Source organism: Thiohalorhabdus sp. (genome assembly GCF_046545655.1).
GTDB lineage: Bacteria > Pseudomonadota > Gammaproteobacteria > Thiohalorhabdales > Thiohalorhabdaceae > Thiohalorhabdus.
Genome location: NZ_JBKGZG010000035.1, coordinates 15,040 through 26,383, shown reverse-complemented (window position 1 = coordinate 26,383; position 11,344 = coordinate 15,040). Strand labels below are relative to the sequence as shown.

The window sequence follows — 11,344 nt, the reverse complement described above, 5'->3', positions numbered from 1 at the left end:
AGCGGCTACTAGCCGCGATCTTCCTAAGAGAACCATTTGTCGCGGCCAATGGCCGCTCCCACATAGATCCATCTCGAGCTTCCCGAACCGGATTGGCAGTTTCCTTTATGCTTGGCGCCCCTACAGATCCAGTTTCATCTTGCGACCGCCCGCTACGGTGAGCCCCTCGCGCTCGTAGAAGGCGTAGGTCCGCTCGAAGGCCGGCGGCGGCGGGGTGGTGAGCTCCAGTCGCCCCCATTCCCGCTCTCGCCCCAACCGGCGAACCGCATTCAGTAGCTCCCGGCCGACGCCCTGCGAGCGCCACTCCGGGCGCACGTAGAATTCCGGGACCAAGCCAAAGGCACCCCCGGCGTACAGGGCGTGAGCCTCGGTCACGTTGATCAGGCCCAGGGGCTCCGCCCCCCCTTTCTCCCGCGCCAGGAAGGAGCGGTAAGTGCCCGCCGCAGCCAGCCCTCCGTGCGGGCCCGGGTGGCTCCCCGGTCGAAGTGGAGATGGGGCTGGCCGGTGGCGGTCATGATCTCCCCCAACAGCTCTTCCACACCCGCGGCGATGCACGGGGCGTCCTCCGGCACCGCCTCCCTGATCTCCCAGTCCATGGCGCTCTCCGTTCCAAAAGCACAAAAAAAGCCGCAGGTCCTCGCGTGGGAACCTGCGGCTTCGCGGATGGTATGCGGGTCAGGCTGTCAGCCGGCCGTCACACGCTCCTTTCCAACGACGCACAGGGTCCCGCCCAGCTCGGCTAGGCGCCACCAGCGGCGTCGAATGGAAACGGGGACGACCGGTTGCATGTTTTTTCCGTGTCTTTCGCTTTCCGGAAGGTACGTACTGACAAAATACGTCCCGGCCCATGCCTTGGCAAGGACCGGAAAGGATCCTGGCCTAATAGCCTTTTCACCGGCAGAAGCCGGTGTCTTCAGGTGGCGGCGCCCACCAGCCCGTTCTCCCGGACGTAGCCGCCCACCAGCACCCGCACCTCGTCCAGCCACCCTTCCCGCTGCTCCGGGGTGCTGCCGGAAACCGGGGCGAAGACGCGGCGTTGGACGGATTCCACCCCACAGGGCCCGAATACCCGGTCCCGCCAGATGGCCTCCAGGGGGTCGTTCGCGGGCTCCCCCTGCCAAGGGCCATCGGCGGTGTTCAGCACCAGGGCGGCATTTCCCCGGAGCAGGCCCTCCGGGGGCCAGCCGCCCCCCTTCGACCGCTGGTAGGCCACCCCTTCCTGGAAGACCAGATCCAGGTACCCCTTGAGCATGGCGGGCGGCTGCCCCCACCAGTCGGGGTGGACGACGATGTAGCCGGTCGCCTCCTGCAGCTCGCGGACGTAGCGCTTGGTGTGCGGGTCGAGGCTCTTGCGGAAGGACAGGACGGGATCGAGCCCGTCGCCGTACGGATCGTGGACCACGAAGTCGCCGCCCGCCTCCCGGATGGCCTCCTGCGCGGCTTCGGTAACGGCGGCGTTGAAGCTTTCCGGGCTGGGATGCCCGTAGATAATCAGGATCCGGCTCATGGACGCCCCCCTTTGTCCGTATCCCGCGGGGAATGTCCACAATACTCTTCAGCCTTTTGTCTGGGAACCGAAGAGGCTGAACTGTTCCGCCGTGCCCTCCGCATCCTCCAGGTTGCTCACCGTGACGCCCAACAAACGCACCGGACGCTGTCCCGCCTCCGTCCTGCGCAGCAGCCGGCGGGCCCAGGCGCCGATCTCCCCGGGGTCGGCGGTGGCCCCCTCCAGGGTCTGGCTGCGGGTCAGCGTCCGGAAGTCGGGGAAGCGCACCTTGGCGGTCACGGTGCGCCCGCGCAGGCCTCGGGCGGCAAGCTGCTCCGCCACGTGGCCGGCCATGGTGGTGAGGCGCCGGTCCATCTCCTCCAGCTCTTCGATGTCCCGCTGGAAGGTGTCCTCCACCCCCAGGCTCTTGCGCTCGCGGGGCACGCCCACCGGCCGGGGATCGATGCCGCGGGCGAAGTCGTGCAGGGTCAGGCCGAACTGGCCGAGGGCCTCGGCGAGCTGCTCGCGGGACCGGTCGCGCAGCTCCGCCACGGTGGCGATGCCTATGCCCGCCAGCACCTCCTCGGTGGCGGGGCCCACGCCGTGCAGCTTGCGCACCGGCAGCGGGGCCAGGAAGTCCGGGACCCGCTCCGGCCGCACCACGGTGAGGCCGTCGGGCTTGTCCCAGTCGCTGGCGATCTTGGCCACCAGGCGGGAGCTGGAGACCCCGATGCTGACGGTCAGCCCCGTCTCCTCCCGCACCCGCGAGCGGATGGCCTCGGCCACGGCGGTGGCGCTGCCGTAGGGCGCCAGGCGGTCGGTGACCTCCAGATACGCCTCGTCCAGGGAGGCGGGCTCCACGATCTCCGTGAATTCGCGGAAGATGGCCATGATGCGCCTGGACTCGCGGCGGTAGCGCTCCAGCTCCGGGCGCAGGAAGACGGCATGGGGGCAGAGGCGCTTGGCGGTGGCGGCGGGCTGGGCGGAGTGGATGCCGTATTCGCGGGCGGCGTAGTTGGCGGTGGAGACCACCCCGCGGCCATCGGGGTCGCCGCCGATCACCAGGGGCACCTCGCGCAGGTGCGGCTCGTCGCGCATGTGCACCGCGGCGAAAAAGCTGTCCATGTCGCAATGGAGGATGCGGCGCTCGGTCTCCATGACCCGACCCGTGGGGACTCGCCCCGGTTCCTTGCCCGGCCCCCGCCGGGCTAGGGTATCCTTTTCCCCGAATGTTGCCGGTCTTCCGGCCGGAGTATGCCCATGGGGGAGATCCGCCTGAAGCGCATCTACGAGGACGCCGAACCGAGGGACGGCCAGCGCATCCTGGTGGAGCGGATGTGGCCCCGCGGCATGCGCAAGGAGGACGCCCGGCTGGACCTCTGGCTCAAGGAGGTGGCCCCGAGCCCGGAGCTGCGCAAGTGGTTCGGCCACGACCCGGAGAAGTGGCCGGAGTTCAAGCGCCGCTACCGGGACGAGCTTGCGCAGCGCCCCAACCTGCTGGAGGACCTGCGCGGGCGGGCCCGCTCCGGTCCGGTCACCCTGCTCTACGCCGCCCGGGACCGCGAGCACAACAGCGCCGTGGCCCTGCGCGAGATCCTGGAGGAAGACGATTCCCGCTGAACAGCCCCACAGCCCCGCCTCGGTGCATTCGGCGCCCCACCGGTGCCGCCTTCGCCCCATGGCGCTCGACGACCTGCCGGCCGTGGCGGACAACGAGGGCAGCTGCCACTACTCGGCCTGGACCGCGGACCTGTTCCGGGCCAGCCTGGCCTCCGGCCAGCGGTGCCGGGTGGTGGAGCTGGACGGCGCCATCGCCGGCCACGGCGTCCTGAGCGTCACCGGCCCGGAGGCAGAGATCCTGAACCTGTGCATCGCTGCCCGCTTACGGGGCCGGGGCCTGGGACGTGCCCTCCTGCGCCACCTGCTGGCGGTGGCCCGGGAGGATGGCGCCGAGGACGTCTTCCTGGAGGTCCGGGTCTCCAACGAGCGGGCCCGCCGCCTCTATGAGGAGGAAGGTTTCCTGCGCATGGGGAAGCGGCCCGCGTACTACCCCGGGCCCAACGGCCGCGAGGACGGCCTGATCCTGGGCCGCCACATCGGCGCGGCCCTGTTTTCCGATCCCTGCGGGGCCTGAATGCCTGGCGGGTGTGTGCCGCCTGCTCTTGGGAGGGACCGCTTCCGGGGTCAGAGGGTTCCCACCACCAGCAGGTGGCGGTCGCTCACTGTCTCCACCTCCAGCCCCTCCAGGCCGGCCGCCCGGAGCTGATCACCCACCTCCTCGGGGGTGAAGGCCGCAAGCAGGGAGTTGTAGAAGTCCGTGCGCAGCCGCTCGGGCTCGTCGGCGGCGTACTGGTCCACGATCGCCGCCGCCCGCTCCTTTGAATCGGGGCGCAGCAGGTCCATGACGTAGATGGCGGTGCCCTCGCCGGCCACGCGCTGGATGGTCCGCCACAGGTCGGCGCCGTCGTGGAGGTGGTGCAGCAGGCTGTTGGAGACCACCGCGTGGAAGGGCATGGGCGGCGGCTCCAGCTCGCGCAGGCCGCTCTGCACCAGCATCACCCGCGGCTCTTCCTCGGTGCCGGCGACGGCCTCCCGGGCCAGCTCGATCATGGCCGGGGAGCCGTCCACCGCCTGCACCAGCGCCCCGGGCATGGCCCGGGCCAAGCGCAGGGGGATATCCCCAGGGCCGCAGCCGAGGTCCAGGACGAAGGGACTGCCCCCCAGCCAGGGGAAGCTCTGCTGGAAGCCCTCCACGAACCCCGCGTTCACCTCGGCGAAGTCCGCCTCGGCGTAGGCCCGCGCCTGTCCGGGATCGTCCATCAGCTCCGGCTCGGGGATCCGTTCCATGGCCTTCGGCCTCCCTGTCCGCCCGGTACCGGCGCCCGGACCGGAATGAATGCAAACGGTTTCATGCGCAACCGCCTTTCCATCTGGTAGGCTTGGCCACACTATATCGCGTTGCAAAAGGGGAACCCAGCATGCTTCGCATTCGCACCATCTCCACCGCCGGCGCCCTGCTCCTGTCCGCCGGCTCCGCCCACGCCCTGCCGCTGGCGGACGTGGAAATTGGCGCCCGCTACTGGCAGGCCGACCCCAGCGGGGACGTGGCCTACGATGGCGACGACTTCAGCGTCGAGGACGACCTGGACTTCGACAAGGAGGGCACCCCCAATCTGTACGCCCGGGCCGCCATCCCCTTCGTCACCCTGGACGCCGAGTACACCGACCTGTCCTACGACGGCGACATCCAGCGCAGCCGCACCTGGGGCGGGGAAACCGCCACCCTGGACGGCAGCTCCAGCTTCGACGCCCGCCTCCTGCACGCCGGCGCCATGTTCAACCTGCCGGTGCCGATCGTGGACGTGGGCCTGGGCCTGGGGGCCACCAACATCGACACCGAGGCGGAGCTGGAAACCGATGCCGGCAAGGAAACGGGCAGCGCCAACTTCACCATGCCCGTGGCCAAGGCCGAGGTTCGGGTGGACCTGCCCGCCCTGCCTCTGAACGCCGGTGTCCGCGCCAACGGCATCGGCTACGACGGCGACAGCTTCCGCGACGTGACCGCGGAGGTGGGCTACGAGATGGGCCTGCTGCAGGTCCGCGCCGGCTACCGCCAGATCGCGGTGGACTACGACGGCGGCGACGACCTCAAGGTGGATTCGGACTTCAGCGGGCCCTTCGCCGGGCTGCATCTGGCCTTCTAGACGCCGGGGCCGGACCGCGCCGCAAAGGAGGCCGCATTGGTCGAGGGGAGCCATCCCGCCGAGGCGTCCGGGATCACCCTCGCCCTCGGCGGCGGGGGCGCCCGGGGCCTCGCCCACGCCGGCGTCCTGGCCACCCTGGCCGACGCCGGCATCCCGGTGCGGGCCGTGGTGGGCACCAGCATCGGCGCGGAGATTGGCGCCTTCTACTGCGTGGGCCTCGGTCCCGACCGCATCGAGGACATGGCCCGCGAGATGGACTGGATGGCCACCTTCCGCCTCTTCTGGCCGAGCCTGGAGGGGGGCGCCCTCACCTCCGGGCGCAACATCGAGGCCTACCTGCGCGAGCGGTTGGGCACCGGCACCTTCGAGGGCTGCGACCTGCCCTTCCGGGCGGTGGCCACGGACATGTGGACGGGCCAGCAGGTGGTCCTGGACACGGGGAACCTCGTGGAGGGGGTGCGCGCCAGCATCGCCCTGCCCGGGCTCATCAAGCCCTTCAAGGTGGACGGCCGCCTGCTCGGCGACGGGGGCCTGGTGAATCCGCTGCCCGTGGACGTGGCCCGGCGGCTGTTCGGCGGACCGGTGGTGGCGGTGGCCGTCCATCCAGGGGCCCGCGGCCCGGAGGAGCGCGCGGACGAGCCCGACCCCTTCCGGGAATCCGAAGAGGAGTCGGCGGGGCCCGCCCTCATCGCCAACCTGCGGCGGGCGGTGCAGATCACCCAGGCCCAGCTGGTGCGCCTGCGCCTCGAGGCCAGCCCGCCCGACCTGACCCTCAAGCCCGTGGTGCCGGGCATGAGCACCCTCGAGTTCTACCGCGGCGGGGAGGCCCTGGAGGCGGGCCGGCAGGCCGCCATGGAGAACCTGGACCGCATCCGCGCCCTGGCGGAGCCCGCCTGACCTGCACTAGGCTTTCCCGAGAACCCCCTTGCGATCCTCGACCCACGGGAGCGTCCCCATGGTTTTCGATAGCAGCATGGCCACCGCCCGCAACCGCTTCGCGCAGGCGGGGGCGACCATTTCAAAGGCCTTCGAGGCATCCGACCTGGCCACCGGCGAGCAGGTGACCCCGCCGGACCTGGTGGACGCCATCGCCCAGCTCCTGGAGATCCTGGAGCGCAACCCCGTGGATGACCCCACCCCGGCCATGCAGGAGGAGGGCGAAGCCGACAAGATCGGCAACCACGCCATGAACTTTCTGCACGACCTGGGGGTCTACAGCGACCGCCTGAAGCTTCCGGAGACCACCGCCGAGCTGCAGCAAGTGGCCATCGCCGTAGCCATGTGGATGGCCTCCTGGGAGGTGCCCATCCAGCACATCGACATGGTGGTCAACGGCCTCGGCCAGCTGGCCAACAAGAGCAGCGACGTGGAGGAGCTGCGCCGCATCCGCTCCATGATGCAGCGGGTGGCGGACCACGCCAGCGCCGACATCAAGGCCGACCTGGAGACCTCCAACCCCTACCGGGCTTGGCGGATCCTGCTGCTGAACGAGGGCATCGCGGCCGTGCGCGGTCAGGACCCCGAGGGCATCCGCGAGGCCTTCGACCAGATCCGGGAGCGCCTGGCCGACGACGCCGAGCCCTTCTTCGCCGAGGCGGCCCAGCAGGTGGCGCAGGGGGACTTCCCCCCGGAGGTGGCGGAGACGGTGCGCGGCTACGCGGGCTAGGGCCCGCTCCGGGCCGACCCGCCCGGGGCCTCAGTTGATGTCCAGCAGCTGCAGCACGGCGATGGCGACCAAGTAGGCGGCGATGATGCGGGTCCCCAACTTAGGGGGCACGACGAGCGCCGCGATGCCGGCGATGAGGGCCAGCAGCGGCTCGAGCTGGATGTAGATCCCCACTTTTTTGTCCCTTCGGGCTGTGACTGGCGGGCCCGATTCTACGCCACCCGGCCCGGAGGGGCCATGGCCCGCGGACAGCGAGGACGCCGAACATGGACAGACAGGTTTTCGCCCGGCGGCGGGAGCGCCTCATGGAGCGCATGGAGGGCGGCGTGGCCGTCCTGCCCAACGCCTCCGTGAGCCTGCGCAACCGCGACGTGGAATACCCCTTCCGCCCCAATTCCGATTTCCTCTACCTGACGGGCTTCACCGAGCCGGACGCGGTGGCGGTGCTGGTGCCCGACCACCCCGAGCACCGCTACTTGCTGTTCGTGCCTCCCAAGGACCCCGCCAAGGAGGTATGGACGGGCATCCGCGCCGGGGTGGAGGGAGCGGAGCGCGACTACGGCGCCGACAAGGCCTACTCCCTCGACGAGCTGGACGACGTGCTCCCCGAGCTGCTCGCCGACCGCGAGCGCCTCTACGTGCACTTCGGCCGCGAGCCGGAATTCGACCGCAAGGTCACCGGCTGGCTCAACGCCACCCGCGCTAAGGAGCGCCAGGGGGTCCGGGCCCCCGAGGTGCTGGTGGACGTGGAGGACCTCCTCCACGAGATGCGGCTGATCAAGGGCCCGGAAGAGCTGGAGCGCATGCGCGAGGCGGCGCGCATCTCCGCCGAGGCCCACCGGCGCGCCCAGGAGGTGTGCCGGCCCGGCATGCACGAGTACCAGATCCAGGCGGAGATGGAGTACGTCTTCCACTACGACGGCGCCGAGCGGCCCGCCTACCCCTCCATCGTGGCGGGGGGCGCCAACGCCTGCGTGCTGCACTACACGGAGAACCGTGCGCCGCTCAACGACGGCGACCTGCTGCTCATCGACGCCGGCTGCGAGGTGGAGGGCTACGCCGCCGACATCACCCGCACCTTCCCGGTGGGCGACACCGTAACCGGCGCCCAGCGGCAGGTCTGGGACATCGTGCTCGCGGCCCAGAAGGCCGCCATCGACCAGGTGCGCCCGGGCCATACCTTCGACGACTACCACCAGGCGGCGCTGAGGGTGCTGGTGCAGGGGATGGTGGACCTGGACCTGCTGGAGGGCGAGGTGGACGGCCTCATCGAGCGCGGCGAGTTCCGCGACTTCTACATGCACCGCACCGGCCATTGGCTGGGCCTCGACGTCCACGACGTGGGCCGCTACAAGGTGGCCGCCGACCACTGGCGGACCCTGGAGCCCGGCATGGTGCTCACCGTGGAGCCGGGCCTGTACATCCCGCCCGACGCCGAGGACGTGCACCCGGAGCTGCGCGGCATCGGCGTGCGCCTGGAGGATGACATCCACGTCACCGACGGCGAGCCGGAGAACCTCACCGCGGAGGCCCCCAAGGAGCGGCCGTAGGCCGAGCCGATCGCGGCTCACCCCGCTCTCACCGGCCCCCACCAACCGCCCCGAGGCAAGTGGGCCCCTTACCCCCTACCCCTCCCGCGTCTCCCTCACACCTGCTTCAGGGCCTGCACCAGCTCGGAGGCGCCGTCGAGGGCATCCCGGAAGAGGATGCGGGTGTTGTCGGCGGTGAACAGGGGATTCTCCACTCCGGAAAAGCCCTGCCCGCCGCCGCGCTTGATGACGATGGCGTTGTCCGCCTCGTCCACATTGAGGATGGGCATGCCGTAGATGGGGCTGTCGGGGACATCGCGGGCGGAGGGGTTCACCACGTCGTTGGCGCCGATCACCAGGGCCACGTCCGCCCGGGCGAACTCCGGGTTGACGCTCTCCAGATCCGCCACCATGTCGTAGGGAACGCCCGCCTCGGCGAGCAGCACGTTCATGTGGCCGGGCATGCGACCGGCCACCGGATGGATGGCGAACCGCACCTCCACGCCCCGCTCCCTCAGCCGCTGCACCAGCTCCCATACCTTGTGCTGGGCCTGGGCCACGGCCATGCCGTAGCCGGGCACGATGATCACCTTGCGCGCGTAGCCCAGCTGGATGGCGGCGTCCACGGGCTCGGTGCCCTTAAGGATGCCCCCGGACTCCGTGGCTTCGGCGGCGGCTTCCGGGGCGCGGAAGCCCGCACCCACCACCTGGAGCACCGAGCGGTGCATGGCCTTGGCCATGAGCAGCGTGAGCAGCGTGCCCGCCGCGCCCACCACGGTGCCGGCAATGACCATGGCGGGGTTGTTCAGCAGGTAGCCCTCGAAGGCCACGGCCAAGCCGGTGGCGGCGTTGTACAGGGAGATCACCACCGGCATGTCCGCCCCGCCGATGGGCAGGGTCACCAGGATCCCCAGGGCCACCGCGGCGGCGAAGTAGGCGGCGAGCACGGGATCCATCTGCGCCCCGGCGATCACCGCGAACCCCAACGCCACGGCCGCCAGCGCCACCGCGCCGTTCACCATGGGCATGGCGGGGAAGCGCACCGGCCGCCGCATCCAGCCCTGGAGCTTGCCGAAGGCAACGCCGCTGCCGGCGAAGGACACCGTACCAATGAGCGCCCCCAGCACGCCCAGCACCAGGGGCGCCCCGCCCACCGCCGCGCCGCCCACCAGCTCCACGGCGGCGATGGCGCCCGCCGCGCCGCCGCCCATGCCGTTGAACAGGGCCACCCCTTGCGGCATGGCGGTCATGGGCACCTGGCGGCCGTAGACCGCCGCCAGTACACCGCCGATCACCAGGGCGGTGAGCATCAGGCCGATGTTGCCGGCGCCGGTGCGGATAAAGGTCACCAGCACCGCCACCACCATGCCGATGCCCACCCAGGTGAGGCCCCGGTGGGCGGTGCGCGGCGAGCTCATGCCGCGCAGGCCGAGGATGAGCAGCACCGCGGCCACAAGGTAGCCGGTCTCCAGGACGTAGCTCATTCGCCGCCCCCCTGGCTGCTCTTGAACATGCGCAGCATGCGCTCGGTGACCACGTAGCCGCCCAGGGCGTTCATGGCGGCGAGCAGCACCGCCACGAAGCCCAGCGCCTGCTCGGCGGGGGTCTGGGCGTGGCTTAGGGCCACCATGGCCCCCACCACGACGATGCCGTGGGCGAAGTTGGCCCCGGACATGAGGGGGGTATGCAGGGTCTCGGGGACCCGGCTGATGATCTCGTAGCCGGTGAAGGCCGCGAGGATGAAGATATACAGGGCGACGAAGCCTTCGATCACGAGGCGCCTCCTTCCACCCGCTCGCGGACGGCGTCGGGCACGATTTCACCGTTCCGGGTGAGGACGGTCTTGGCCACCACCTCATCCTCCCAGTCCGGGCCCCAGTGGCCGTCCTCCACCAGCAGGTCCAGGAAATTGGCCAGGTTGCGCGCGTACATCTCGCTGGCGTGCACGGGCAGCCGGCCCGGCACATTGCGGGGGCCGTGGATCATCACCCCCTCGTGGCGCACCGTCTCGTCGAGCACGGTGCACTCGCAGTTGCCGCCGGTCTCGGCGGCGAGATCCACGATCACCGAGCCGGGCCGCATGGCGGTCACCTCCGCCTCGCGCACCAGAACCGGCGCGGGCCGCCCCGGCACCGCCGCGGTGGTGATGACCACGTCCATGCCGGCGATCTGCTCGCCGAGCAGCTCCTGCTCGCGGCGCTTCTCCTCGGCGGTGAGCTCGCGGGCGTAGCCCCCCTCGGCGGAGCCGCTCACATCCAGGTTCAGGAAGGTGGCGCCCAGGGAGGCCGCCTGCTCGCGGGTCTCGGGACGAACGTCGTAGGCGAACACCGAGGCCCCCAGGCGGTGGGCGGTGGCGATGGCCTGCAAGCCGGCCACCCCGGCGCCGAGCACCAGCACCTTGGCCGGGCGTACGGTGCCGGCGGCGGTGGTGAGCATGGGGAAGAACCGGGGGGCCAGATCGGCGGCCAACAGCGCCGCCTTGTAGCCGGCGATGCTGGCCTGCGAGGACAGGGCGTCCATGGCCTGGGCCCGGGCGATGCGCGGTACCAGCTCCATGGCGAAGGCGGTGACCCCCCGGTCCCGCAGGCGCGCCACCCGCTCCGGGTCGCCCAGGGGATCCAGGAAGCCGAGCACGGCGGTCTCCGGGCCCAGCAGGTCGATCTCCTCCGGGGTGGGCGGCTGCACCCGCAGCAGCACGTCCGCCTCGCGGTACAGGTCGGCCGGCTCCTCCACCATGCGCACGTCGTGGTAGTCGCCGTCGGCGAAGAAGGCCCCCGCCCCGGCGCCCGGTTGCATGCGGACCTCCAGGCCCTTGGCCATGAGCTGCGCCGCCACCGCGGGCACCAGCGCCACACGGCACTCCCCCGCGGCGGTCTCCTTGGGCACTCCCAGCTTCACCGCCATCCGGTCTCCCTTGCTCGGTGGTGATGTCCCTCCCACAACTAGGACACCAAAGCCC

Annotated in this window: 15 protein-coding genes; 6 read left to right on the top strand and 9 right to left on the bottom strand. The window is 70.8% G+C overall.

Features of this window, described 5'->3' with window-relative positions; all coding sequences use genetic code 11:
* Window positions 1-120 precede the first annotated feature (120 nt).
* The 4 genes from ACLFRB_RS08905 to dinB form a co-directional block, all read right to left on the bottom strand.
* On the bottom strand, window positions 121-375 hold the full coding sequence (locus ACLFRB_RS08905; RefSeq protein WP_411068659.1) for a GNAT family N-acetyltransferase: 255 nt from the start codon (window positions 373-375) through the stop codon (window positions 121-123).
* A gap of 5 nt (window positions 376-380) precedes the next feature.
* Complete coding sequence (locus tag ACLFRB_RS08900; RefSeq protein WP_411068658.1) at window positions 381-596, bottom strand: hypothetical protein; 216 nt, start codon at window positions 594-596, stop codon at window positions 381-383.
* A 317-nt stretch (window positions 597-913) separates the two neighbouring features.
* Window positions 914-1,507, bottom strand: a complete 594-nt coding sequence (locus tag ACLFRB_RS08895; protein ID WP_411068657.1) for an NAD(P)H-dependent oxidoreductase — start codon at window positions 1,505-1,507, stop codon at window positions 914-916.
* A gap of 48 nt (window positions 1,508-1,555) precedes the next feature.
* A complete protein-coding gene (gene dinB / locus ACLFRB_RS08890; protein ID WP_411068656.1) occupies window positions 1,556-2,644 on the bottom strand; it encodes a DNA polymerase IV in 1,089 nt (362 codons plus the stop codon).
* 102 nt (window positions 2,645-2,746) lie between these two features.
* Here dinB and ACLFRB_RS08885 point away from each other — a divergent pair, with 102 nt between their 5' ends.
* On the top strand, window positions 2,747-3,106 hold the full coding sequence (locus tag ACLFRB_RS08885) for a DUF488 domain-containing protein (protein ID WP_411068655.1): 360 nt from the start codon (window positions 2,747-2,749) through the stop codon (window positions 3,104-3,106).
* 58 nt (window positions 3,107-3,164) lie between these two features.
* Window positions 3,165-3,620, top strand: coding sequence for a ribosomal protein S18-alanine N-acetyltransferase (rimI, locus tag ACLFRB_RS08880; protein WP_411068654.1), 456 nt, complete (start codon window positions 3,165-3,167; stop codon window positions 3,618-3,620).
* A 50-nt stretch (window positions 3,621-3,670) separates the two neighbouring features.
* Here rimI and ACLFRB_RS08875 read toward each other — a convergent pair whose 3' ends face one another.
* On the bottom strand, window positions 3,671-4,333 hold the full coding sequence (locus ACLFRB_RS08875; RefSeq protein ID WP_411068653.1) for a class I SAM-dependent methyltransferase: 663 nt from the start codon (window positions 4,331-4,333) through the stop codon (window positions 3,671-3,673).
* 131 nt (window positions 4,334-4,464) lie between these two features.
* Between ACLFRB_RS08875 and ACLFRB_RS08870 the strand changes: the two genes are divergently transcribed.
* Genes ACLFRB_RS08870 through ACLFRB_RS08860 form a run of 3 tightly spaced genes read left to right on the top strand, consistent with a single transcriptional unit; the run spans window position 4,465 to window position 6,856 of the window.
* Entirely contained in the window at window positions 4,465-5,190 is a 726-nt protein-coding gene (locus ACLFRB_RS08870; RefSeq protein WP_411068652.1) for a TIGR04219 family outer membrane beta-barrel protein, read from the top strand.
* A 36-nt stretch (window positions 5,191-5,226) separates the two neighbouring features.
* Window positions 5,227-6,087 (top strand): patatin-like phospholipase family protein, encoded by an 861-nt coding sequence (locus tag ACLFRB_RS08865; RefSeq protein WP_411068651.1) that lies wholly within the window; start codon window positions 5,227-5,229, stop codon window positions 6,085-6,087.
* A 58-nt stretch (window positions 6,088-6,145) separates the two neighbouring features.
* The gene (locus ACLFRB_RS08860) at window positions 6,146-6,856 is read left to right on the top strand and encodes a hypothetical protein (protein WP_411068650.1); all 711 of its coding nucleotides are present in this window, start codon (window positions 6,146-6,148) and stop codon (window positions 6,854-6,856) included.
* 30 nt (window positions 6,857-6,886) lie between these two features.
* On the opposite strand, the gene ACLFRB_RS08855 is transcribed toward ACLFRB_RS08860, so the two are convergent.
* The gene (locus ACLFRB_RS08855; protein WP_411068649.1) at window positions 6,887-7,030 is read right to left on the bottom strand and encodes a DUF3096 domain-containing protein; all 144 of its coding nucleotides are present in this window, start codon (window positions 7,028-7,030) and stop codon (window positions 6,887-6,889) included.
* 92 nt (window positions 7,031-7,122) lie between these two features.
* On the opposite strand from ACLFRB_RS08855, the gene ACLFRB_RS08850 reads away from it, so the two are divergent.
* Complete coding sequence (locus tag ACLFRB_RS08850; protein WP_411068648.1) at window positions 7,123-8,406, top strand: aminopeptidase P N-terminal domain-containing protein; 1,284 nt, start codon at window positions 7,123-7,125, stop codon at window positions 8,404-8,406.
* A gap of 95 nt (window positions 8,407-8,501) precedes the next feature.
* Here ACLFRB_RS08850 and ACLFRB_RS08845 read toward each other — a convergent pair whose 3' ends face one another.
* The 3 genes from ACLFRB_RS08845 to ACLFRB_RS08835 are packed head-to-tail and all read right to left on the bottom strand — an operon-like array spanning window position 8,502 to window position 11,289.
* A complete protein-coding gene (locus ACLFRB_RS08845; RefSeq protein ID WP_411068647.1) occupies window positions 8,502-9,869 on the bottom strand; it encodes an NAD(P)(+) transhydrogenase (Re/Si-specific) subunit beta in 1,368 nt (455 codons plus the stop codon).
* Window positions 9,866-10,159 (bottom strand): NAD(P) transhydrogenase subunit alpha, encoded by a 294-nt coding sequence (locus ACLFRB_RS08840; protein WP_411068646.1) that lies wholly within the window; start codon window positions 10,157-10,159, stop codon window positions 9,866-9,868. Before ACLFRB_RS08840 ends, ACLFRB_RS08845 begins: the two co-directional genes overlap by 4 nt.
* The gene (locus ACLFRB_RS08835; protein ID WP_411068645.1) at window positions 10,156-11,289 is read right to left on the bottom strand and encodes a Re/Si-specific NAD(P)(+) transhydrogenase subunit alpha; all 1,134 of its coding nucleotides are present in this window, start codon (window positions 11,287-11,289) and stop codon (window positions 10,156-10,158) included. Before ACLFRB_RS08835 ends, ACLFRB_RS08840 begins: the two co-directional genes overlap by 4 nt.
* Between the last annotated feature and the right edge of the window lie 55 nt (window positions 11,290-11,344).

Excerpts from the sequence above, each read along its gene's own strand:
- ACLFRB_RS08875 (WP_411068653.1), bottom strand. The coding sequence starts at position 4,333 with ATGGAACGGATCCCCGAGCCGGAGCTGATGGACGATCCCGGACAGGCG.
- ACLFRB_RS08835 (WP_411068645.1), bottom strand. The coding sequence starts at position 11,289 with ATGGCGGTGAAGCTGGGAGTGCCCAAGGAGACCGCCGCGGGGGAGTGC.
- ACLFRB_RS08895 (WP_411068657.1), bottom strand. The coding sequence starts at position 1,507 with ATGAGCCGGATCCTGATTATCTACGGGCATCCCAGCCCGGAAAGCTTC.
- ACLFRB_RS08860 (WP_411068650.1), top strand. The coding sequence starts at position 6,146 with ATGGTTTTCGATAGCAGCATGGCCACCGCCCGCAACCGCTTCGCGCAG.
- ACLFRB_RS08870 (WP_411068652.1), top strand. The coding sequence starts at position 4,465 with ATGCTTCGCATTCGCACCATCTCCACCGCCGGCGCCCTGCTCCTGTCC.
- ACLFRB_RS08850 (WP_411068648.1), top strand. The coding sequence starts at position 7,123 with ATGGACAGACAGGTTTTCGCCCGGCGGCGGGAGCGCCTCATGGAGCGC.
- ACLFRB_RS08885 (WP_411068655.1), top strand. The coding sequence starts at position 2,747 with ATGGGGGAGATCCGCCTGAAGCGCATCTACGAGGACGCCGAACCGAGG.
- ACLFRB_RS08845 (WP_411068647.1), bottom strand. The coding sequence starts at position 9,869 with ATGAGCTACGTCCTGGAGACCGGCTACCTTGTGGCCGCGGTGCTGCTC.
- rimI (WP_411068654.1), top strand. The coding sequence starts at position 3,165 with ATGGCGCTCGACGACCTGCCGGCCGTGGCGGACAACGAGGGCAGCTGC.
- ACLFRB_RS08900 (WP_411068658.1), bottom strand. The coding sequence starts at position 596 with ATGGACTGGGAGATCAGGGAGGCGGTGCCGGAGGACGCCCCGTGCATC.
- dinB (WP_411068656.1), bottom strand. The coding sequence starts at position 2,644 with ATGGAGACCGAGCGCCGCATCCTCCATTGCGACATGGACAGCTTTTTC.